The organism is Photobacterium sanguinicancri, assembly GCF_024346675.1.
Classification (GTDB): domain Bacteria; phylum Pseudomonadota; class Gammaproteobacteria; order Enterobacterales; family Vibrionaceae; genus Photobacterium; species Photobacterium sanguinicancri.
On the sequence record NZ_AP024851.1, the window covers coordinates 901,424 to 922,854 of the forward strand.

18 protein-coding genes are annotated in these 21,431 nt (G+C 44.1%); 6 read left to right on the plus strand and 12 right to left on the minus strand.

Translation table 11 applies throughout. The features are described from left to right. From OCU87_RS21055 to OCU87_RS21095, 9 genes are read right to left on the minus strand one after another with little or no spacing between them, the layout of a single operon-like run. Nucleotides 1-900, minus strand: a complete 900-nt coding sequence (locus OCU87_RS21055; RefSeq protein WP_261859323.1) for an NADH-quinone oxidoreductase subunit B family protein — start codon at nucleotides 898-900, stop codon at nucleotides 1-3. After that, nucleotides 887-1,468, minus strand: a complete 582-nt coding sequence (gene hyfH, locus OCU87_RS21060; protein ID WP_062687755.1) for a hydrogenase 4 subunit H — start codon at nucleotides 1,466-1,468, stop codon at nucleotides 887-889. Before hyfH ends, OCU87_RS21055 begins: the two co-directional genes overlap by 14 nt. Before the next feature lie 11 nt (nucleotides 1,469-1,479). Then, nucleotides 1,480-3,219: a hydrogenase large subunit gene (locus tag OCU87_RS21065; RefSeq protein ID WP_062687800.1), complete on the minus strand. Its 1,740-nt coding sequence runs from the start codon at nucleotides 3,217-3,219 to the stop codon at nucleotides 1,480-1,482. A gap of 4 nt (nucleotides 3,220-3,223) precedes the next feature. Then, nucleotides 3,224-4,816 carry a hydrogenase 4 subunit F gene (locus OCU87_RS21070; protein ID WP_261859324.1) on the minus strand — a complete coding sequence of 531 codons (1,593 nt, stop codon included), beginning with the start codon at nucleotides 4,814-4,816 and terminating at the stop codon, nucleotides 3,224-3,226. A gap of 5 nt (nucleotides 4,817-4,821) precedes the next feature. Beyond that, complete coding sequence (hyfE, locus tag OCU87_RS21075) at nucleotides 4,822-5,472, minus strand: hydrogenase 4 membrane subunit (RefSeq protein WP_062687754.1); 651 nt, start codon at nucleotides 5,470-5,472, stop codon at nucleotides 4,822-4,824. 9 nt (nucleotides 5,473-5,481) lie between these two features. Next, nucleotides 5,482-6,921: a hydrogenase 4 subunit D gene (locus tag OCU87_RS21080; protein ID WP_261859325.1), complete on the minus strand. Its 1,440-nt coding sequence runs from the start codon at nucleotides 6,919-6,921 to the stop codon at nucleotides 5,482-5,484. 18 nt (nucleotides 6,922-6,939) lie between these two features. Continuing rightward, on the minus strand, nucleotides 6,940-7,893 hold the full coding sequence (locus tag OCU87_RS21085; RefSeq protein WP_048897781.1) for a respiratory chain complex I subunit 1 family protein: 954 nt from the start codon (nucleotides 7,891-7,893) through the stop codon (nucleotides 6,940-6,942). Continuing rightward, nucleotides 7,893-9,920: a hydrogenase 4 subunit B gene (hyfB, locus tag OCU87_RS21090; RefSeq protein WP_261859326.1), complete on the minus strand. Its 2,028-nt coding sequence runs from the start codon at nucleotides 9,918-9,920 to the stop codon at nucleotides 7,893-7,895. The genes OCU87_RS21085 and hyfB overlap by 1 nt, the downstream gene beginning before the upstream one ends. Continuing rightward, nucleotides 9,917-10,531, minus strand: coding sequence for a 4Fe-4S dicluster domain-containing protein (locus OCU87_RS21095; RefSeq protein ID WP_062687752.1), 615 nt, complete (start codon nucleotides 10,529-10,531; stop codon nucleotides 9,917-9,919). The genes hyfB and OCU87_RS21095 overlap by 4 nt, the downstream gene beginning before the upstream one ends. 348 nt (nucleotides 10,532-10,879) lie before the next feature. On the opposite strand from OCU87_RS21095, the gene hypA reads away from it, so the two are divergent. From hypA to focA, 3 genes are all read left to right on the plus strand, one after another. Then, nucleotides 10,880-11,221, plus strand: coding sequence for a hydrogenase maturation nickel metallochaperone HypA (gene hypA, locus OCU87_RS21100; RefSeq protein ID WP_062687751.1), 342 nt, complete (start codon nucleotides 10,880-10,882; stop codon nucleotides 11,219-11,221). Between the two features lies 1 nt (nucleotide 11,222). After that, the gene (hypB, locus tag OCU87_RS21105) at nucleotides 11,223-12,317 is read left to right on the plus strand and encodes a hydrogenase nickel incorporation protein HypB (RefSeq protein WP_261859327.1); all 1,095 of its coding nucleotides are present in this window, start codon (nucleotides 11,223-11,225) and stop codon (nucleotides 12,315-12,317) included. A gap of 335 nt (nucleotides 12,318-12,652) precedes the next feature. Then, nucleotides 12,653-13,555 (plus strand): formate transporter FocA, encoded by a 903-nt coding sequence (focA, locus tag OCU87_RS21110; protein ID WP_261859328.1) that lies wholly within the window; start codon nucleotides 12,653-12,655, stop codon nucleotides 13,553-13,555. 147 nt (nucleotides 13,556-13,702) lie between these two features. On the opposite strand, the gene OCU87_RS21115 is transcribed toward focA, so the two are convergent. From OCU87_RS21115 to OCU87_RS21125, 3 genes are all read right to left on the minus strand, one after another. After that, nucleotides 13,703-15,280, minus strand: coding sequence for an EAL domain-containing protein (locus OCU87_RS21115; RefSeq protein ID WP_261859329.1), 1,578 nt, complete (start codon nucleotides 15,278-15,280; stop codon nucleotides 13,703-13,705). A gap of 212 nt (nucleotides 15,281-15,492) precedes the next feature. Beyond that, the gene (locus OCU87_RS21120; protein ID WP_261859330.1) at nucleotides 15,493-16,290 is read right to left on the minus strand and encodes a regulatory protein RecX; all 798 of its coding nucleotides are present in this window, start codon (nucleotides 16,288-16,290) and stop codon (nucleotides 15,493-15,495) included. 249 nt (nucleotides 16,291-16,539) lie between these two features. Then, a complete protein-coding gene (locus OCU87_RS21125) occupies nucleotides 16,540-18,345 on the minus strand; it encodes a sigma 54-interacting transcriptional regulator (RefSeq protein WP_261859331.1) in 1,806 nt (601 codons plus the stop codon). Between the two features lie 215 nt (nucleotides 18,346-18,560). On the opposite strand from OCU87_RS21125, the gene OCU87_RS21130 reads away from it, so the two are divergent. From OCU87_RS21130 to OCU87_RS21140, 3 genes are all read left to right on the plus strand, one after another. After that, nucleotides 18,561-18,914, plus strand: a complete 354-nt coding sequence (locus OCU87_RS21130; protein WP_261859332.1) for a hypothetical protein — start codon at nucleotides 18,561-18,563, stop codon at nucleotides 18,912-18,914. Between the two features lie 26 nt (nucleotides 18,915-18,940). Further along, nucleotides 18,941-20,266 carry an MATE family Na+-driven efflux transporter gene (locus OCU87_RS21135; RefSeq protein WP_261859333.1) on the plus strand — a complete coding sequence of 442 codons (1,326 nt, stop codon included), beginning with the start codon at nucleotides 18,941-18,943 and terminating at the stop codon, nucleotides 20,264-20,266. A gap of 337 nt (nucleotides 20,267-20,603) precedes the next feature. Then, entirely contained in the window at nucleotides 20,604-21,431 is an 828-nt protein-coding gene (locus tag OCU87_RS21140) for a GTP 3',8-cyclase MoaA family protein (protein WP_261859334.1), read from the plus strand.

A 21,431-nucleotide genomic window follows, 5' to 3' on the forward strand; every position in this document is an offset into this window, starting at 1 on the left:
CTAATCCGTCACGAGTTCAGTCGATTCAGACTGCTTAGTCTTCTCTGCGCTTTTCGTAGCACTATTAGGCGTAGCACTACTCTGTGTCGCACCACTTGCTGGTTCACCGATTGATTGCCCGCTCATGTGGGCAAGTGAAACGCGGTACAAACTTTCGATAATTTCATGCAGACGAGGATCGTTTTTTTCGACCATAAACTGGTTCACTTTGCTATCAACATCGTCTGGGGTACAACTCACTAGCAAATCCATAAATTCATCAGCAATTTGCTGACCATGGCGATACCCAGCTAAAAGACGCGCTTCGCGTTCAATCAACACTTTTAGCTCCAGTGGGATCCCCGTATGTTTCAAGGTGACTCGCTCTGTTGGGTCTTCAAAATGCACTTCAGCTTTGAGTTTTTGATCAAGCAAACCTAACGCCATCGCGAACCCATAAATGGTTGCCGCAGGTGTTGGTGGACAGCCCGGAATATAAACATCAACGGGAATGATCTTATCCGTCCCGCCCCACACGCCATAAAGGTCGTGGAAAATACCGCCATCACAGCCACAAGCGCCGTAAGACACCACGATTTTTGGATCAGGTGCCGCTTCATAAGCACGCAGTGCAGGCATTCGCATTGGGCGGGTCACTGCCCCCGTAAACAGCAAAATATCGGCATGACGCGGTGAAGCCACCACCTTGATACCAAAGCGCTCGGTATCAAATACGGGGGTGGTTGCGGCAAAAATTTCAATTTCGCAGGCGTTACAGCCCCCACAGTCAACCCGATACACATACGCCGAGCGCTTAATATCATTCAGCAAGGTACTTTTTAATTTCGCGGCATGAGGATCAAGCTCAAGCGGCTGAGCCGCCGTATGGGCAGTGCCGACAATTTTCTTAATTCCTTTCATCTGACACTTCCTTATTTAATTGCTTGGCATGGAGAACATTTTTACCAAGCAAAATATTGCCACCGTCCAGCATGTTTTGTTTACGACGACAATCAGGACAGGTTTCAAGCTGCTGACGACGCACTTCAAACTGCTCTTCACTCATACCGCCCTGTTTTAATAAGTCCAAGGCATATTCAACCGCTTTCCGCGGCGCAAAACCGATACCGCACTCACGACATTGAGTAAGAGAAAAATTTGCTTCTTGATACAGATCTTTTTTATTAGTGACTGCCAGCTCAAACTCTTTCGATAACTTGATCGCTTGGGTTGGGCACACTTCTTCACAGCGACCACAGAAAATGCAGCGAGCAATGGATAACTGCCAACGACGAGTTCCTTGTTCGGCATCAGTTTCCATAATCAACGCATTAGCTGGGCACGCACGCGTACAGGCAGCGCAAGCAATACACTGCTCTGGGTTATATTCAGGTTTACCACGAAAATCGTCACTCACTTCAAGCGGTGCAAAAGGATACTTTGTCGTACTTTCGCCGGCTTTAATGATGGTTTTTATTAATTTAAACATCTCTTAGCCTCCTACTTGAGTGGTGAGTTTTTCCGCTCAATGCCATAACGTTCTATTTCTTTGTAAGACACTGTGGTCGACTTGCGTTTTTTGGTATCCACCAGCGTCACACGGTCGGTACAGGAGTAGCATGGATCCAAACTACCTATGATAAGTGGCGCATCAGAGACAGTGTTACCGCGTAACATATAACGTAACGTCGGCCAGTTGGCGTATGTTGCTGCACGACAACGCCAGCGGAACAGTTTTTGGTTATCCCCCGTCATACTCCAGTGAACGTTTTCACCACGCGGTGCTTCAGTGAAACCAAGGGCAAATTTGTTCGGGGTATAGGTAAAGCCTTCTGTCAACAAGGCGCCACTCGGTAAAGTGTCTAACCCGTATTCGATAATATTGAGTGAATCAAATACTTCTTTTATCCGCACCATCACCCTAGATTGCACATCTCCGCCATCAAAGGCTTGCAGCTCGAACGGTACATCGCCATAAGCTTCAAGCGATTGCTGGTGAACAATACGTGCATCACGCTTAAAACCACTACCGCGGATCAATGGCCCGACTGGGCTGTAATCACGGGCGATATCTTTAGATAAGATCCCAACCCCAACGATACGTTGTTCAATGTTTGGCGTGCTAAGCAGCATATCGACCAAACCTTTAAACTCTTGGCGTACCTGGCGAACCAGTGCAATCCCTTTAGCACGGTGTGATTGCAAAATATCGCGACGAACACCACCAATCAGGTTCAAACCATAGGTTTTACGGGCGCCCGTTAAGAGCTCTGCCATTTCCATGGTTTTTTCACGAACACGGAAGAACTGCATAAAGCCCGTATCAAAGCCCACAAAGTGACTCGATAATCCGATGTTCAGCATGTGGCTATGTAAACGCTCCACTTCCAGTAATACGGTACGGATCATTTTCGCCCGTGCTGGTACTGGGATATCCAAGGCGTTTTCAACTGAATTGCTATAACCCACGCTATGGGTGAAGCCACAAATTCCACACACGCGGTCAGTCAGAAATGCGACCTCATTATAGCCCATACGGGTTTCAGCCAGCTTTTCCATCCCACGGTGGACATAGAACATGCGGTAATCCGCATCGACAATGTCTTCACCATCAACGAATAAGCGAAAATGCCCCGGTTCATCAGACGTAATGTGCAATGGACCAACTGGCACAATGCGGTTTTTATCATCACCTAGTTGATTATCGAACTTATAGGTTTCCGTTTCTGTGGTCGGCATCGGACGTTGACGATAATCCATCGCATCTTTTCTCAAAGGGTGAAGGTCGTCAGGCCAATCATCGGGTAAAACCAAGCGGCGCTCATCGGGCAGGCCTACTGGACGCAAACCATACATGTCACGTACTTCACGTTCGCCCCACACCGCGGCAGGGATCACAGGAGTAATTGATGGGAATTCTTGGCTCACCGCATCGACTAATACCTTGACCGTCACCCAACTTTTAACTTCACCTTCCATCGACATTGCGTGGTAAACAGCAAAATGGCCGTTAAGCGAGCGCTCGTCATTACCGAAAGAAACAGTAAGCCAACCACCTTGGTCGTAGTACAACCACTTCATCACATCGATCAACGCCGTCGCTTTTACCGTAATCGTGACTTGATTATGGGTTTGCCATTCTTCATCGATAATGGCGCTAGGAAAGAATTGGCGAACGCCTGCGATATAGCCGTAGCCCTGCTTGTTATTTTGTTTAGTATTGAGTTCTAAAGTATCCACTCGCTTATCTCTCTTTATGTAGGGCAACAGAAGATGGGGTTGTATCGACTGAAACAGATGGCTGCATTTGCCAAGGTAGGTTTAAGGCATCGATCATGGTTTCTTCTTGGCTATCAAGTACCACCAAGGCCGCGCGATCTAAACCGTGCAGAATAGGCTTAGGAATATGGGTTCCCATTACCAGCATGAGTACAATCAGTACAATCATTGGTGCCAAGGTCATCACGCCCAGTTCGCCTTTTTCAACCAACTCAGGTTTTGGCCCCAGTACACACCCCGCCACCATGCGCGCAAGCCCTGCTAACACCACGGTCAGTAAGAACAAGAGCACCACCGTCATCATCGTGTGATTGCTACCAATACCTGCTGTCACCACCATGAATTCACTGATGAATAAGTTAAATGGCGGTACACCACCTAGCGCCAATGCGCCCATGCCCATCAATACACCTGTGATAGGGGCGACTTTTAAGACCCCTTTCACTGTATCCATGTCACGGGTGCCGTATTTCAACAAGATATTGCCCGAGCCACAGAACATCAGGGTTTTACCCAAGCTGTGGTTAATCACATGCAATAGCCCTGCTAAAATCCCTAAAGGGCCAAGCGCGATCGCCAGCGTGATCAGCCCCATGTTCTCGACACTCGAATAGGCGAGTAAGCGTTTAAGGTCGCGCTGGGTAATAATGAAGAATGCCGCAACAGCCACCGACATAAAGCCAAACACCATCATCAGCATTTGCGGAAACTGCGGACCAATCGCTTTTACTGTGATGATGTAATAACGCAGGATGACCAATAATGCACAGTTAAGTAGACCCGCAGACAACAAGGCACTGACAGGGCTTGGCGCTTCGGAGTGCGCATCGGGTAGCCACGCATGCATTGGGAATAGACCGGTTTTAGTACCAAACCCAATCAAAATGAAGATGAATGAGATATGGACCAAGGTCGGATCCAGCAAGTTGGCGTGTTGATGAATTTCAGTCCAGAAAATCGCTGTTGATGGGTCGCTAAACACAGCCGCTGCATTGGAGTACGCCATGATCGAGCCAAACAGCCCAAATGCCACACCGACACTACAGATGATGATGTATTTCCACGCCGCTTCCAGCGATGAACGTTGACCGTATAAACCGACTAAGAACACCGAACTGATAGTGGTTGCTTCAATCGCCACCCACATCATGATCACGTTATTCGCAGTAACTGCCACCAGCATAGTGGCGAGAAAGAAGTTAAATAAGCCGTAGTACAGCGCGACTTTCTTCGCCGATAACTCCCCTTCTTTAAACTCATGGCCGATATAGCCAATCGAATAAAAACCGGTTAATAGCCCGACTAAAGCCAGTAAAGCAGTAAACAACGCTGATAAGCTGTCTAAGTACAGCCATTGATGAGCCGCAAATATAGGACCATCGATAAACACATCCGCAGCCAGCGTCCACGAAATCGCCAACACAGCCAGCATGCTAATAACATGTGCTCCGATGGCTAATTGCCTTAACCCCTTACCTCCCCAATAAGAGAGAAAAGAGACAATCCCAGCCACAAACGGCACAGCCAGCAGCAACGGGAGTAAAAGTGTAGAAGACATGAATATTACCCCTTTAACGTAGTGAGTTGCTGGGCATCCAAGGTATGTAACTTGGTGTAAATCTGCCTAACCAGAATAATCATGAAGATCACCGCAAACACCGCATCAATGGTGACGCCAATCTCCACCAGCCCAGGGGCTTTATTGGCAAGCAGTGCCAAAGTCAGTGACGAACCGTTTTCCATCAAGCAATAACCAAACAGCTGCTTGAGGATGTTTCGTTGGCTGACAATACACAGTAACCCTAAGAAGAAGTGACCTAGCGATACCGCCAATGCCGGTTTTAAATGTGCAACCAAAGGAAGCTGCACAGATTCCACCGCCAAGAAGCTCAGTAAGGTGATCACCCCACCAATAATGACCAACCACGCAAAGTGGATAACGGGCTTATTGGCTTCAGCGTCATACATCTTGCTAAAGGCGTAATACAGCAGCGCAGGCAGTGCGATCACCTTGGTAATAAAGGCCGTGATCGACCAGTGATAAAGTTGCGGCGCATCCACGGTATTGGCGATAGCAACAAAGGTCAGCACCAAAACAAATGACTGTAGCGAGTACAGCATCGCCACTACCCGCGGCTTGTTGACCCCAATTACCATCAAGGAGGTAACGATCAACAGCCCGGCTAGATTATTAATTACAATTTCTCCATTCATCGTCATTCCTTAACTCAGCCAATTAGAGGCAATAAAGCTCGAACAGAAAGACATAATGATCAGAATGATCAGTACGGCACTCATGGAGCGAGGAAGAGGTGTAGCCGTGGCGACGGCCTCTGAAGGTTCACCAACAACAGTTTTACCGAACCAGTACAAGATCCAACCAAAGCTCGCGACCGATTCAACCAAAGCCAAGATCATCACAGGCATCAACCAGCTATGTTCGCTAGATAAGGTGAAACCCGCGGCAAACAGTGGGAATTTACTGAAGAAACCATTGAACGGCGGCACACCCGTGATAGCCAAGGCGGCCACGCAGAAACCTACCGCTAATAATGGCGATTTCTTCACGATACCGCGCAGTGCTGGCAGCATACGCGTACCGCAGGTATAACTCAGCGCACCCGCCACCAAGAAGAACAAGCTCTTCGCAAAGGCATGGTTAAAGATGTACGTCACCCCACCTTCGAAAGCGAGGTCGGAACCAAAGACAGATAGCGACAACGCAAGGAAGATATAAGCCAACTGTGTAATCGTGGAGTACGCCAGCAGACGCTTCATATCGGTTTGTGGTAAGTACATGATGAAGCCGTAGATCAAGGTGATCATCGCCCCTGTCACACCTATCACCCCGATCACTTCAGGAATGTCTCCCCCCGACATAATCGCGCGCGCAAAGATATACACGCCCACTTTCACCATGGACGCGGCATGCAAATAAGCACTGACAGGCGTTGGCGCATTCATCGCATCGGGTAACCAAACATGCAGCGGTAACTGAGCTGATTTACCCCATGCCGCCATCAAGATGCCTAAGAACACGATGGTTTTGGTTTCTGGCGATAGCGAAGCCAAAGCGGATAACGAGAACGTCCCCGTTTCTTTGAACACAAACGCAGCCGCCACAAACAAACCAATCGAAGCAACGTGAGTCACCAGTAAGGCTTTGAGTGCCGCTTTAAGCGATGTCGGTTTTTGGTAGTAGCCAATCAACGACCAAGAACAGGCCCCTGTAATTTCAAAGAACAGCAACTGACCGAGAATGGTCGACGACAGTACTAAACCCGCCATTGCACCGATAAATATCAGCAAAAAAGCGTAGTAACGTGGCAAACCTTCATGGGGGTGTTCACGGTTGCCTTCGGTCATGTAGCCTAGCGAATAAATGCTAACCAACAGCCCCAGCACTACCACCGCCACTGCGATTAAGGTGCTGACTTTATCTATGGTTAAGCCAAATATTTCCGTTTGGGAAAACATGACCAGTTGATAAGTAACGCTGGTTTCGCCACTGTTAAAAAAGGTCGCGGCTAATATCAGCGTACCGAGCGAGGCAAGTGCAGCGAATAGCTGACACACCCACTTCGCCGCCTGCCGAGGCACTAAGACTGTGATGATCGCCCCTAAAAAGGGAACGAAAATCGTTAATAGAGCAATAATATCCATAACTTTTCTCTCTGCTCCCTATAAACCAGTGAGGAAAAAGATAAACGCTAATACCGCGATACCAAATCCCACCCAAGTCAGGTGATGCGTTTTCAAGAATCGAGTTCGTGCCACGCTGTTTTCAATTACGCCAGCCACCAAAAATACGACGAACAATTTCAGCATTAAGATCCCCGTAGCCGAGGCTAATGCAGGAAATGTCAGTGACGTGGCTTTACCAAACGGAATGAAAATCGCGAGGAATAGCTGAGCAACCACCAGTTGTTTTAGACCAAGGCCAAGTTTGACCATGGCTAAACCAGAACCGGCGTACTCTGTGATTGGCCCTTCTTGCAGCTCTTGCTCGGCTTCTGCACAGTCAAACGGCAACTTACCCATTTCGATAAAGATCACGAATGCACAAGCAATCCCCGCTAATACTGTTGCGCCAGGGGCTGCCCATGTCTCGGTTGCCATATGATTACTGATGTAACCAAGGTCAGAGGTGCCCACTACCAATGCCATCGTAAAAATGGACAGCATCAAAATCGGCTCTACCAGCACACCCAGTGTCAGTTCACGGCTAGAACCGATCCCTGAAAACATGCTGCCTGAATCTAACCCCGCTAACGCAAAGAAGAAGCGGAAGATGGCAAACAAATAGATATCGGTGATCACATCGCCTGCAATTGGAAATGGCGAGTAATTAGTCACCGTTGGCAGCGCCATACCAATCAACAACATAGTGATGATCAGTACCGATGGCATGATTTTGAAAATCACCCCCGACGGTGTTGGCGCTACTTCTTGGCGACGAAGTAACTTAAAGATATCTCGGTAGTCTTGCAGTACACCCGGCCCCTGACGTGAGTGCATTTTGGCGCGAAGAACACGCGAAAAGCCTGTCACAAGGGGGGCGAGCCCCAGCATGATTAATGCCTGAACGATAGCTAACGCAATCAGCTCAGGACTTGGCATCTCAAGCCCTTGCATCAGTTAACTCCTAAATCTACGGGAATGAATAACAGCACCAGCAACGCAATAACCATGTATAAGCAATAGGTTCTAAAATCCCCGTATTGCAGCCATTGGAGGCGTTTACCGACAGCCAGCACAAAACGTGCGATAGGCAATATCACTCTGTTATCAAAGAAAGGTTCGATGTACGTCGCCCCTGCTTTGGTCTTTTCAAGGATCAAAGCGAACAGCGGCGCTGGATTTAACCAATTTCGAATGGCGTATAGCGGAACAAACATGGCACGCAGTGGCTGAGTAAAGCCCCCTGCGGACACTGTCATGCGATCTTCATAGCCATAACCACACGCCCATGGATCGTTGTTGTGGCGGCGTGTAAGTTTCGGCCCTTTGAAGATAGAAAGAATAAGTACAGGAACCAGTATCAATCCAAGTAACGTCAGGGCAATAACAGGTGTTGATAGAATTGCTTGTGCGCCGTTATCTGGAATAAGCGCTGCGCCTTGCGTTACCGTAATGGCATCGCTATTAACCAAGCTGCTTGCAACACTTGAGATCGTTGGTGCGATCCAAGGCGAACCCACACCCAGCACAATGCAAAGTACCGCTAACGACAGGGTGCCAAACACCATAGGCTTGGGCACTTCAGTGGCTTTGGTGGCTTGTTCGCTTCGCGCGGCACCGCAAAAACAAATACCGTACACTTTCACGAAACACATGCAGGCCAGCGCACCAGTAATGGCAAGCATGACTACGGCAATAGGCCCTGCAATCGACATCGCGAACGTGCCTTCTTTGCTCATAGTCAGCAGCGACTGGTAGATGAACCATTCACTGACAAAACCGTTAAGCGGCGGTAAGGCAGAAATCGCCATAGTCCCGATCAAAAACGCTAACGCGGTATACGGCATTAACTTGGCAAGACCACCCATTTTTTCCATGTCTTTGGTGTGAACACGGTAAATCATTGAGCCCGCGCCTAAGAACAACAGTCCTTTAAACACCGCATGGTTCAGTAAGTGGTATAAGCCACCGAGTAAACCTAGGGTTGCCAACACAGGTTGGTCGTTAGCAATACCTATCATGCCAATGCCAACGCCCATTAAAATAATGCCGACGTTTTCCACCGTGTGGTAAGCCAACAAGCGTTTGATATCGTGCTCTGCCAAGGCATACATAACACCTAACACCGACGACACACCGCCAAAGGCCAATACCAGATAGCCCCACCATGCCGTATCTGCCCCAAGAAAATCGATACCGACTTTAATGATGCCGAACACACCAATTTTGACCATCACACCCGACATTAATGCCGATGCATGAGAAGGCGCTGCGGGGTGAGCTTGTGGCAACCAACCGTGTAAGGTGATCATCCCTGCTTTGGCACCAAAACCAAAGAAGGCCAACAAGAACACCGCCGATGCTTGCCATTGTGAAAGCTCAGCGTTTTTGAAATCCGCGAAGTTCAAGCTGCCTGATTGGCGATACAAAATGAAGAAAGCAATCATGATCAACACAGAACCCGCGTGCGCTATCAAGAAATATTGCAGCCCAGCTTTTACCGCTTTTTCATCTTGTTCCGAGATCACCAAGAAGTAAGAAGCCAGCGACATCATTTCGAAAAAGACAATGAAGTAAAACGCATTGTCAGAAACAACCAAGGCCACCATGGAAGCAATAAAGACATTCATGAAGAAGCCCATTGCCCACACACCTTTTCCTTCATATTCACGCATGTAAGACAGTGAATAAACGGCGCACGCCACCACTAATAGCGAAATCACCATCACCATAAAGGCAGACAGTGCATCCAAGCGGATCACGCAATCAGCAAAGGAAAAAGGACTATAAAGTTGCTGCGTGATAGCGTCCCCGTTCAACAGCACAGGAATAGCCGCCGCAATGCCAGCAATACCGCCTAACGCACATAGCACGCCAGAAACATGCGCGGCGCGTCGTTCATCGTTATGAAAAATCAACGAAAACCCAGCGCCTGCGAGATAAAGCAAAATCGAAAGCATTAATAAGTCGAGTTCTATCATGATTCCTGTCGCTCCAAAGCTATGGTTGAAACATCAAGAGCCGCCTCATTGCGCTTACTTTGACTTGCGTCTGCCATGCCTTGCTCTTCAACCAAGAACAGCGCCTTGGTGGGACAAACCTCGATACACGCAGGCGAGCCCGTGGTGGACTGACATAAGTCGCACTTCACAGCAATACTCTTCACGCCGGGTTCCCACGCTAAAATGTCTTTACCAAAACATTGCGGGCTGGAGGTTGAAGGGTTACTGGAATGGACGGTGGAGGGAATATAGGTGTCGTAGGAATTCGCCATATCTACAGGGCGACTTCCATCTATAGCAATGGCACCAAATGGGCATGCAATGGCACAAAGCGTGCAGCCTACACAGAGGCTTTCATTCACAACAACACTACCCTGTTCTTGGGTAATGGCATTGACAGGACATACTTGCGCGCACGGCGCATCTTCACAATGACGGCATAGTACAGGCGCCGTAGCCTGCTTATGCCGCATTACGGTCAATCTTGGGTGAGTTTGCAGACCTTCCGCTTTGTGTGCTGTAGAGCATGCTGCCATGCATGTCCCACACCCGATACATAACTGAGGATCTGCAATTACAAAGCGATTCATAACTAACCTTTGCTAAATTGCAGTTCGAACCCCTTCTATAACAACATTCGTACCAAGATTGACAAATACAAAAACAATAGAGATAACTAATTGAATTTAAAGAATATAAAAACAAAAAAAGAGAGCGCACTCGTATAAACAGGCTCTATTTATCGGGAATAAAACTGAATGTCGACACTAATGACGATGACGATCATCACTTCATCATACAAATAAAAAGCCTCTCGATACGCCTACTGATTTATATTTGATTAACGTCACAAAACTTTTTAAAAATTAATGATTTAATTTTCGCTCTTTGAATATTTACTCCCCCGCCGATCATTTTTAGCAAGTTTAGGAGTCGCCATGCATGAAATGTCTCTGAGTATGGACACCGTTGATCTCGTCGTAGAACAAGCTACTCAGCAAGGCTTTAGCAAAGTCACCAAGGTATGGTTAGAAATCGGAGTATTGTCATGCGTCGAACCAGACACCATTAAGTTCTGCTTCGATCTCGCAGCGAAAGAAACCATCGCCCAAGACGCGGCACTCGAAATAGTACCGAAAGCAGGTGAAGCCCATTGTTATGATTGCGATAAAGCCGTTTCTCTCGCCCAACGAGGGGAAAGCTGCCCGATCTGCCAAGGTTACAAACTAAAAGTGCTGCAAGGCGATGAAATGCGAATTAAAGAAATAGAGGTTGAATAATATGTGCAATGTTTGCGGATGTGGTGATAGCCAGATTGAACAAGTAAATTCTGACCATCATCATGACCATCCCCACGATCATCATCACGGACATCACCACGAACAGCCACATAGCCACTCACACGCAGCTGCTCACCAAGAAAACCCACAACCGGTTATTGTGCACCACCACTATCATCATCGGGGCGATGTTCACCACCATCATTATCATTACCCTGATCCATCATCGCAGCACCAATCGCACCATCAATCACAACAGCAACACACGCATAGCCACGATCAGCATCATGCTCATCCGCACGAGCACTCACATGGCCATTCAGCAGCCCATTCGCATGAAGAGCATCACGATCACCAACATGCGCATGAACTGACACCAGAACTATCCGCTCACGGCGATTTACATTATGGCAAAGGTGAAGCCGAAACCCATGTGGCGGGTGTTAGCCAACGCAAATTAATTGAAATTGAAATGGATGTGCTCAGCAAAAATAATCACCTTGCTAGCCACAACCGTGAACACTTTGACCAAGCCAATCAGTTAGTGCTGAATTTGGTTTCAAGCCCAGGTTCAGGCAAGACCACCCTACTAACGGAAACCTTAAAGCGGATTCAACAGAGCGACAGAGCCTGTGCTGTGATTGAAGGCGATCAACAAACCACCAACGATGCCGATCGTATTCGTGAGACAGGTGTAGATGCTATTCAAGTCAATACAGGTAAAGGCTGCCACTTAGACGCGAAAATGGTTCACGATGCCTGCCACCAGCTAGGCCTTGAACAAGACGGACTCTTGTTTATTGAAAACGTGGGGAACTTAGTTTGCCCTGCCAGCTTTGATTTAGGCGAGAAGTACAAAGTGGCGATTCTATCGGTAACCGAAGGGGAAGATAAGCCGCTTAAATACCCGAATATGTTTGCCGCTTCGCAGCTAATGATCATCAACAAAATCGACTTACTACCTTATGTCGCCTTTGATGTTGAAGCCTGCATTGAAAATGCGCGCAAAGTGAATCCATACATTCAAGTACTCGAACTTTCCGCGGCAACGGGTGAAGGCATGGAAGCGTGGTTAGATTGGCTCAATAATGCCTAATTCTTACCGCTGATTTTCTTCCCTTTAACATTGGCTTGCTCTGTCTGATCTGTGCGATTTATCGCTAATTGAATAGATAGAGATCGACAGAGTAAGCCGTGTCGACACCTTCTTTTGACAGCCAAGTGTCATCGTCATTTCTGTCAACTCCTACCTAGCGACAACATCTTGCCTTCATTTAAAACAATCACTTAACACTTAATTTTCATCTGGCACGGTTATTGATACCTAGTGTGTGTATCCAATATCTAACAACAGCTAAAGCCAATATTGCACAGTGCCTTTTGCGTGATATTTAGGCTTACACAATAACCCTACCAGGGGAGAATAAAATAATGAGTAACGAACAAAACCCATTTGATGCCCTCATGCCCACCGACATGACGATTAAGGCTGAAGAAGTCGGTATCTATAAAGCCACCAAAAACCCACTACAATCTTTTGTGCTCGCGATCACCGCGGGGGTGTTTATCTCTATCGCGTTTGTTTTCTATATCACAGTCACCACAGGTTCTGGCGACATGGCATGGGGAATGGCGAAGTTCGTCGGGGCCATTGCGTTTAGTCTTGGCCTAATTTTGGTGGTGATTTGTGGCGGCGAGTTGTTCACCTCGACGGTATTAACCACGGTTGCCCGAGCCAGTAACCGTATCACTACTCGACAATTAATCCGCAACTGGGTAACCGTGTACTTCGGCAACATGCTGGGAGCACTCTTTTTTGTGGCCTTGATTTGGCTTGCCAAGCAGCACCTAGGTAACAGCGGTGAATGGGGTATTCATGCAATGCAAGTGGCGCAACACAAAATCCATCACACCTTTATTCAAGCGGTCGTGCTGGGTATTTTGTGTAATTTGATGGTGTGCTTAGCGGTGTGGATGACCTTCTCGTGCCATAGCGCGACCGACAAAGTGATGGTCATGATTCTGCCTGTCGCTATGTTTGTTGCCTGCGGCTTTGAGCACAGCATCGCCAACATGTTTATGATCCCTATGGGCATAGTGATCCAATCCTTCGCGTCACCTGAGTTTTGGCTTCAAACTGGCCATACGGCTGCGGAGTTTGCCGACCTTAACGTAGCGAATATGGTGTTAAACAACCTGATCCCCGTCACTATCGGCAATATTATTGGTGGTGGTTTCTTTGTAGGGCTAACTTACTGGGCGATTCATCGTCGTCCACAACTTGAAAAACAACGTGCTGAGCAAATTCTAACGCAAAAGATGAGTCATAAGTAATTCAGAAACAAACCAAAAGTAAGTACTAAGTTAAATCAAAATAACGCATCAAGAAGCTAAGAACGTCAGGTCACCACAGCTGATCGCAGTTAACCTTTTTAGTTGTGGTGACCAAGCCAATTACATAGTTTAACCCTTAATACTTGTTTAACCGGGCTGTATTATTGGACTACTCACTGTTGCTGGAGTATTCAATAAGTCCGCAAACTCACTCAAGCAAACCGGACGACTGTGCAGATATCCTTGGCTATAATCCACTTCCATTGAGCGCAAGAAATTAAATTGCTCTTGAGTTTCAACCCCTTCTGCGACAATTTTAAGCTGCAATGATTTGGCAATATTGACAATATGCTCAATCAGACTTTGTTTCAATGACGGCTTCTCCGCTCCCCAGACAAAACTTTTATCGATTTTAAGGATGTCGACACTCAGTTCGCGCAATCCTTCAAGATTAGAAAAGCCTGTACCAAAATCATCAATCGCCACCTGAAAACCCAGCATTCGGAGCTGTCGAACCCCTTCGCTAAGGGCTGGAAGGTCACTGATCTTTTGCTCAGTCAACTCAATTGTAAATGTAGAGTAATCTTTGATCGGCAGCTGGCGACGAAAGACACGAAGAATATGACCAGAAGCGATATCATCAGGAAATGCATTAATAGCCACTCGGCATTTACCTAGTAGCTCAGCGTGTTGTAAATCAGCAATACACCTAGATACGACAAGTTCCGTTAACTCACGAGTTTGTCTATTCGTCTCCACCATCGCAATAAACTCATCTGGGCGGATCAGCTTACCTTCCACCGTATGCCAGCGACACAGCACTTCACATCCTTCAATCTCGCCGGAAACAAAACCGATGATTGGCTGATAATGTAATTCCAGCTGTTGATTATTCATGCCGTTGCGTATTTGCCGTGGCAGACTATAAAGCCAACGATGTAATCGCAAGCCCAGCTGGGTCATTAAGCTCATCAATATGATTAAGAAAACAGCCGAAAAGATAACTGCCGTTTTCTCCGCCTCAAAATAAGCCAGAATATCAACCGCAATGATTTTGCATTCAGTGTCACCACGACATTCACTAAATAGCCAATGTCCATCTTCATACCATTGTCGACCGGAAACTAATTCGACAAAACCGTTAGCTGAAAATACCTTATCACCATAACTGTATGTTTTCTTTCCTTTGTTAAGGCCGTAGTTAATGTATTTCAGCCATAGGTGATCAGTCTTACTCTCAGATTGTTGGTAGTCCAGAAAAGCCAAAAAAGAACCGACTTGTGCCGTTATTCCTGTTACTTGCCCATCGAAAAGTGGAATTGGCATACCTAGAATAATGCTAACACCGCCAGCCGTCACCCAATTAGGCTTAGGAAGGGAAATGGGTTCCGTTAGCATTCCACTTTCTGACGTACAGATGATCTGATTGTCGTGTACGACAGCAAAATCTGTTAGGTATTTTGCATTGTAATCAACCTGTTTCATTAGCTGAATTACGGCTTTGTCGCATACTTGCGCAGTCGGGAAACGCTCATTAAGCGAAGCTAGATTTGTTTTAATATCATAATTAAACTCATCAGATAGCGCATCGATTTTATTCGCTAAGACACCCTTATGGGTTTCCCATGATTTGATGAATACATACGATATAGAAGGAAGTGTTACTACTAATGTCAGTACCCAGACAGTAATGAGCAGATTGTATTTTTTAAGGTGAAGACGCATTTGTCACTTTTCACTTATTACCATTACTTACCGCTCACACTATACCACAAGGCAATTAATATCATATCGCAGGCAAGGTTAAAGCAACAAATCCATACTCATTGAGAATAGCTGGCAAGGCGCTTAATACGTTTTTAAGATTGCACCATCAGTAATATGATGCTCTATATAAAAGCAATCCCCTCAATTAAAGCGTAAAAGTGCTAAGAACGTCAGCTCGACAGTGTTTCTTTAATTTCATCCGAGCTAAAACCATGAGAGTACAAATAGGCGTAAGCTTTGCTTTTCTCTTTTGAGTTCGTTAAATCAAAGCGTTTTTTCTCTAACCGTAGTTGGCAGTTTTGATAGAAATCAATCGAACCATCCATTTCTAGTTTCTCAATTTGTTCATCAAACTGAGACACATCGATCAGCTTTTGCTGTAGCTCGCGCTTAATAAAAGACTTGCCTTTTAACTTACGGGCTAACCGCTCAATCTCTTTCACGATATCAGCTTTATCCGCTTTGATTTGTTGCTTAGAGGACAGTGTTGATGCGACAGGATGAGATTGAATCGCTTCGCGCACATCAGAAGATCGAAAGCCATGCTTAAGCAGTGCCGAATAGAGTTTATCACTCGAAAAACCCTCCAAACGCATAGCCGAAAGGCGGCTATTCAATAAGGTAAGTTCACAAATGTTGTCGCGGTTCACAAGGTAATCAATCGCTTCATTCGCGGCCGAGTTCTCAATCCCCTTCTCTTTCAGCTTGGTTAAAATGTACTGACGGCCCTTTTCTGAATTAAACGCCATTTCAGCAAAATGTACCGCAAACTTTTTATCCGATTTAAGGTAACCACGGTCTATCAAGTCATTTAAAACCGTGTCTATCCATTCTTGATTATCGGTTTTTGCCTCTAGCTTTTTTCGTAGCTCACCAATGGTGCGATCTTTCGCTTCGAGGTGATAATAAGCGCTGCCGTAGACGTTATCTATCGTCTTGGCTTGTTTAATAGGACGCTGAGTAAACATGATGACCTCGAATGGTAGAAATGAAGAGAAAAAATCGCAAAGAATACCCATCAGACTCTAAAGCAGATCACGCTGGGTTGCTATAGCGCATTGTGACAAAGTGATTATTGCGCAACCCTGCTTTGGGGATTGTTTAAAGTTGAGGGGTATAGTTGGCTTAATGGAACGTGAGTCATAATTGGGCAGAAACGTGCCAGAATCACAATTTAAGGGAGTGTAGTGAACCAAGAGATTTTGACCTTATTAGGATCAATCCTTAACTCTTCTTTTGATCTCAATCAGATTTTTAGGCGTGATCCCAAGCATATTAGCCGCAGTTTTTATATCGCCATTATATAGCTCCGCCGCTCGTACAACTTTCGCTTTAAATTCATCAGTTATCTCTTTCAATGAAAACTTATTATGTTCATCTAAGAAATTTTCAATTGAAACATCCTTTGGTCGACTAGCTATTGTTTGTCGCCAAGTTGATTCAACATAGCTAACTAATGATGTATTCTTTAGCAGATCAGAGCAACGATGATGATCAGCACATAAAATTGCTATTTTCTGTAAGTCTCGATAATTACCACTAAATACACGATCTTCACTTGCTAACCAAGAGAGGAATTCTTTATCCTCATCAATAGGATTATATACCCCTTTAAATTCCATTTTGTCCCATACATGGATAAACTCACCACGGATTGCCACTCCTGATTGCAGTGGAGAAAATTCAAGAGTTCTTTGACTTATTCGGTCAAGAAGATCAGGTAATATCAATTCTGCCAATTGCTCAATCTTTTGATTGCTAGCCGTAATCAACTGAAATCTAACCTTTTCCTGATTATTGTTACCTAATGGAGTAAAAGCAAAGAACCCCTCGTCGTCAGTTTGCAGTGCCGTAAGTAACAGTGATTGAGTCGCTTTATCAAGATGATGGATCTCATCTAGAAATAACGTTTTATTGTTTGCTTCTGAAAAAGCACCAGTTTTCTTTTCATCCGCCCCTGTAAATGCACCTTTTTCATAACCAAATAACTCACTTCTTGCCAGTCCTGGATTGCTCTGAAACTGTGCGCAATTTACACTGATTACATCTCCGTCTTTATCAGCATAAACATCTCTTACGACTTTTGTTTTACCTATACCTCTTGGCCCAAGCAATAGAATTGTAAAGTTATCTCCAAGCTCTCTATATTTATTTAGCCAGCGATATGTCTTTTCTTGTTGATCAGATAAACCATATTGCCCCAGATCATCAGCACGCAATTGAACTAATAAATCCTTATTTGCCTGTTCTATTCTTATCGGTGTAAGTCTCTCCTGGACATTAGATTTTTTTTCATTAATACACTTTACAAGATGTGCTGATTTAAAACGAGGTGACGCCCAGGATAAATAATGAAAAGCGATCTGAAAACTTGTCATAGCTCCCCATAGGTTTACATAAGTATGTTGGTTTAAATGCTGCTCTGCCAACCAATCTCTCAAGGCTGTCGCGGTTCCATATTCATCATGTAATTGAGCATACTCTATCTCTAGCTCAACAAACTCAATCTTTTGTGATTTTTTATAGATCGATGAATTATCCTTATACCAAGCAACCTGAGTTCCAATGCTGAATTCATTCATAATATGCCAAAGGTCTTGATGATGTCGCCAATTTTCCTTCAACCATTGATAATCTGGAAAGTTCTTATCTTCAGTACTATTAAAGTACAAAACCAACTTTTCTAAATCTTCTTTAGTTTCGGCATAATTTGTTGCAGTCCTTTTAATACTTTCCCGAATGTTTTTTTGCTTTTCATCAGATACAAACTCTTTCCATCGAGAGGATCTTCCTACAATCACTTGATAATTTTTTGGTAATAAATACACCACTCTTTCAAGACACTTCAATTCACCATTTTGAGAAAATTTCTCGTGCATCTGATACGAGTCAAATCGCTCCGTATTTGAAGGAAGGGCGCTATTTTTTTGATAAGCATCATTCATTGCTTGGAGTATGACATCTAAAAAACCAATCCCATGCCACTCAAAAAATGGGGTGATAAAAGTAAATTTTTCAGACATTTAAAGCATTCCTCACAGCCAACAGCGAACTTTTTGGTTAATAATAGATAACAAAAAAGTTTACGTCAAGAGAGAGTAAATACAGCAGCCAAAAAGAAATCATCGCAAGTATTTGATTTATAAGTATTTTTATTTCTTTTTAGCCGCATCCCAATATTGGCGCCTTATTTGCTTTATTAAATGCAAACACCATAACTCAACATGAGGTATCATTAATGAAAAGCTCAATCTGTTTTAGCCGCACAACAAGTCAACCATTGTCTGTTTATTTCACTGAATTAGAAGCCACTAATGCAGCGAACTATGCAAATCAATGCCATGGACATGATTTCGTTCCTTATCAATGTGAAAGATGTGAACATTGGCATTTGGCCCCCAAGCACCGACACACACCAAGTAAAACTTGTTTTAATTGCACAGGGGGTGATGGCAAAAACAAACAACTCTACCCGACATATCAAATCGCCAAGCAAAGAGCCGAGATTCTGTTCCAAGAGAAGGGAAAGCACTTAAAACTGTATGAATGCCCTTTTAATAAGGGTTGGCACTTAACCAAAAATCACTACTAGTTTCACGATTATAGAAGAAAAATAAAATGCTAATCAATCAAATCAAAAGCATTAATTATAAGCTTTTATTGGTACTCATACTTAACGGATTTATTCCGTTAATATACTCAACAACGAGAATTCATCTCTTAGGTGATATGCCCGATATATGGGCATTTAGTATTGCCGCACAAGTAGCATGGTTAAATATTGGTTATGAAGTGCTCAGCGAAGCATTATTAATCCCGCTGGCTTTTATTCTAGGTCAAGTTATTTCAGAAAAACGCGCTTATCAGTTACGCGTTTCAACATCATTAATAGTTGTTCTTCTGCTTTACCTGATTGTTACCGCATTCGTATTGATGTTTGCGTCAAAATTGGTTACAGGCATGCAGCAAGATTCATCTTTGATCATACAAACCATTGAGTACATTCGCTTAGAATCGATAGCTATTCTACTGTCTAGTGTGTTTGCGTTTTTTAATTTAGTGCTGGTTTTAAAAGATAATCAACGAGCATTATATGCCCTATTGGTATTACAAACGGTACTAACGCTACTAGGTGATAGTATTTTTGTCAGTCAGTTGCCACTCTCACTCTCTTTAGGTGTCAATGGCATTGCTATAACCAATATTTTTGTCAATTTATCACTTTCAGTGGTATCGATTCTTTATTTAACTAAGGATGGTTTTCAGCTTCGATACATTCAGTTTCAGCACCAAAAATGGCTCAGAGTCTGGTTTAAGATTGGTTTTAAGTCTGGATTGGAATCCTTTGTCCGTAACTTTGCATTTTTAGTTATGATCTTGCAACTTATTAATCAGATTCAGCAAGCTGGTGTCTACTGGATCACAAATAACTTTATATGGGGATGGTTACTCCTACCGATTCTCGCGTTAGGGCAATTAGTTAAGCAAGATACGGCAACAAGCCGAAGCCTTACACCAGAAAAGATCAATGCGTATCTTATTTTGAGCTTCGTCATTATTGGTTTGTGGCTGATAAGTACGCCTTTATGGGATGTTTTCATCATAACGGTGATGGGAGTAACAGAGTCTGGCCCTATTGTTCAACTTGCAACTTTATTAATAGGGTTTTACGCAGTATTTGCCCTTAATAATGTTATCGATAGCTACTTTTATGGCTTAGGTAGAACAGATTTGATGCTTTATCAATCCCTCATCGTTAATACATTGTTTTATGGCGGAGCTTATATTGCTTATCAAATAGGCTGGTTTATTCCATCACTAGAAGCTATCGCCCTAATGTTTGGTTTCGCTCTGCTTTTTGACGCTGCACTTACTTTAGGCCTTTATATATGGCTAAGAAAAACAGAGCGTCAAAACTTAAGATTAAGTAGTGTAGTTGGGTAAGATGGTAAGCGATATACAAAATAACATGAGGAATATGCCCCATTCCAAGATTACTACTGTGAAATTCAACTAAGGAATGAGGGTGAATGGAAAGATAATCTAGACTTAGGATTTATGGATTAGGAGCTGTTTACTGTTTTAGCGTTTATAGTAAATGATATCAAAGAGCGAAATTATTCAAAGTGCTAATAGGGCGATGAGACAATATTGATTTGCTATACAATATCAGTGTTTATTACAAAATCACGCCTCTATCTCGAAATTAAATTGGTATAAATAAAATTAAAATTAAAATTAAAAAGGGTAATATTTTGGAAAAGGAAAATCAACAAACTGTTTGGCTAATAACTCTCCTATGAGGAAAAATAAAGATGCTAATCCGTTATCGGAAGGCAAAATTAGAGAACTGGAATTATCTATAACTAATCAATGTAACTTGAATTGTCATAGATGCGGTTTCAACATTCCTAACCAAGTAACTCCTGTCAACGGAGAAGGGATAGATGAACATATTACATCACTTAGGCTATTAAAAACATGTGGTGTAAAAGTCGAAAAGATTGTTATTGCAGGAGGAGAGGCATCTTTGTCAAAAAGTCTTAACGATCATCTTATAGAAATTAGAAAAGTTGGTATATCTGAACAAATTGAAGTGGTTACAAATGGTCTTTATCCTAAAGGAATAACTAAAAACACTTTAGCTAATTTAGATAGTTTGGTCATTAGTGACTATGTTATGACAGAAGAGTTTGAAAATATCTGGAGGCAATATATAAAAGCTCTAAATTACAAGGGAAACATTGAATTTAGAAGAAAAACCGCTTGGGATGATCTACTTAGTGAAGTTAATAATGATCCGGAACAAACAAGACATCATTGGTCGACTTGCTTCTATAGAAAATATGATGTCACTCTAGAACGTGGCCGCCTTTTTAGTTGTTCTCGTATAGCTAAGAAAAGGTGGGACGAACAGGGTTTACTAATTAATTCTGAAACTTCAGTCAGCGATGTATCTAGCTATTTAGCAGCAAAAGATCCTAGAACGGCATGTTACTCCTGTGCAACTATTGGCAATGAGTCTAATATTCCAGTGGCAGTCCAAACTCGTAATAATATGGCAAAAATAATACTAAAAGCTGAGCAGTATATGAGAGAGAGTCTTTGA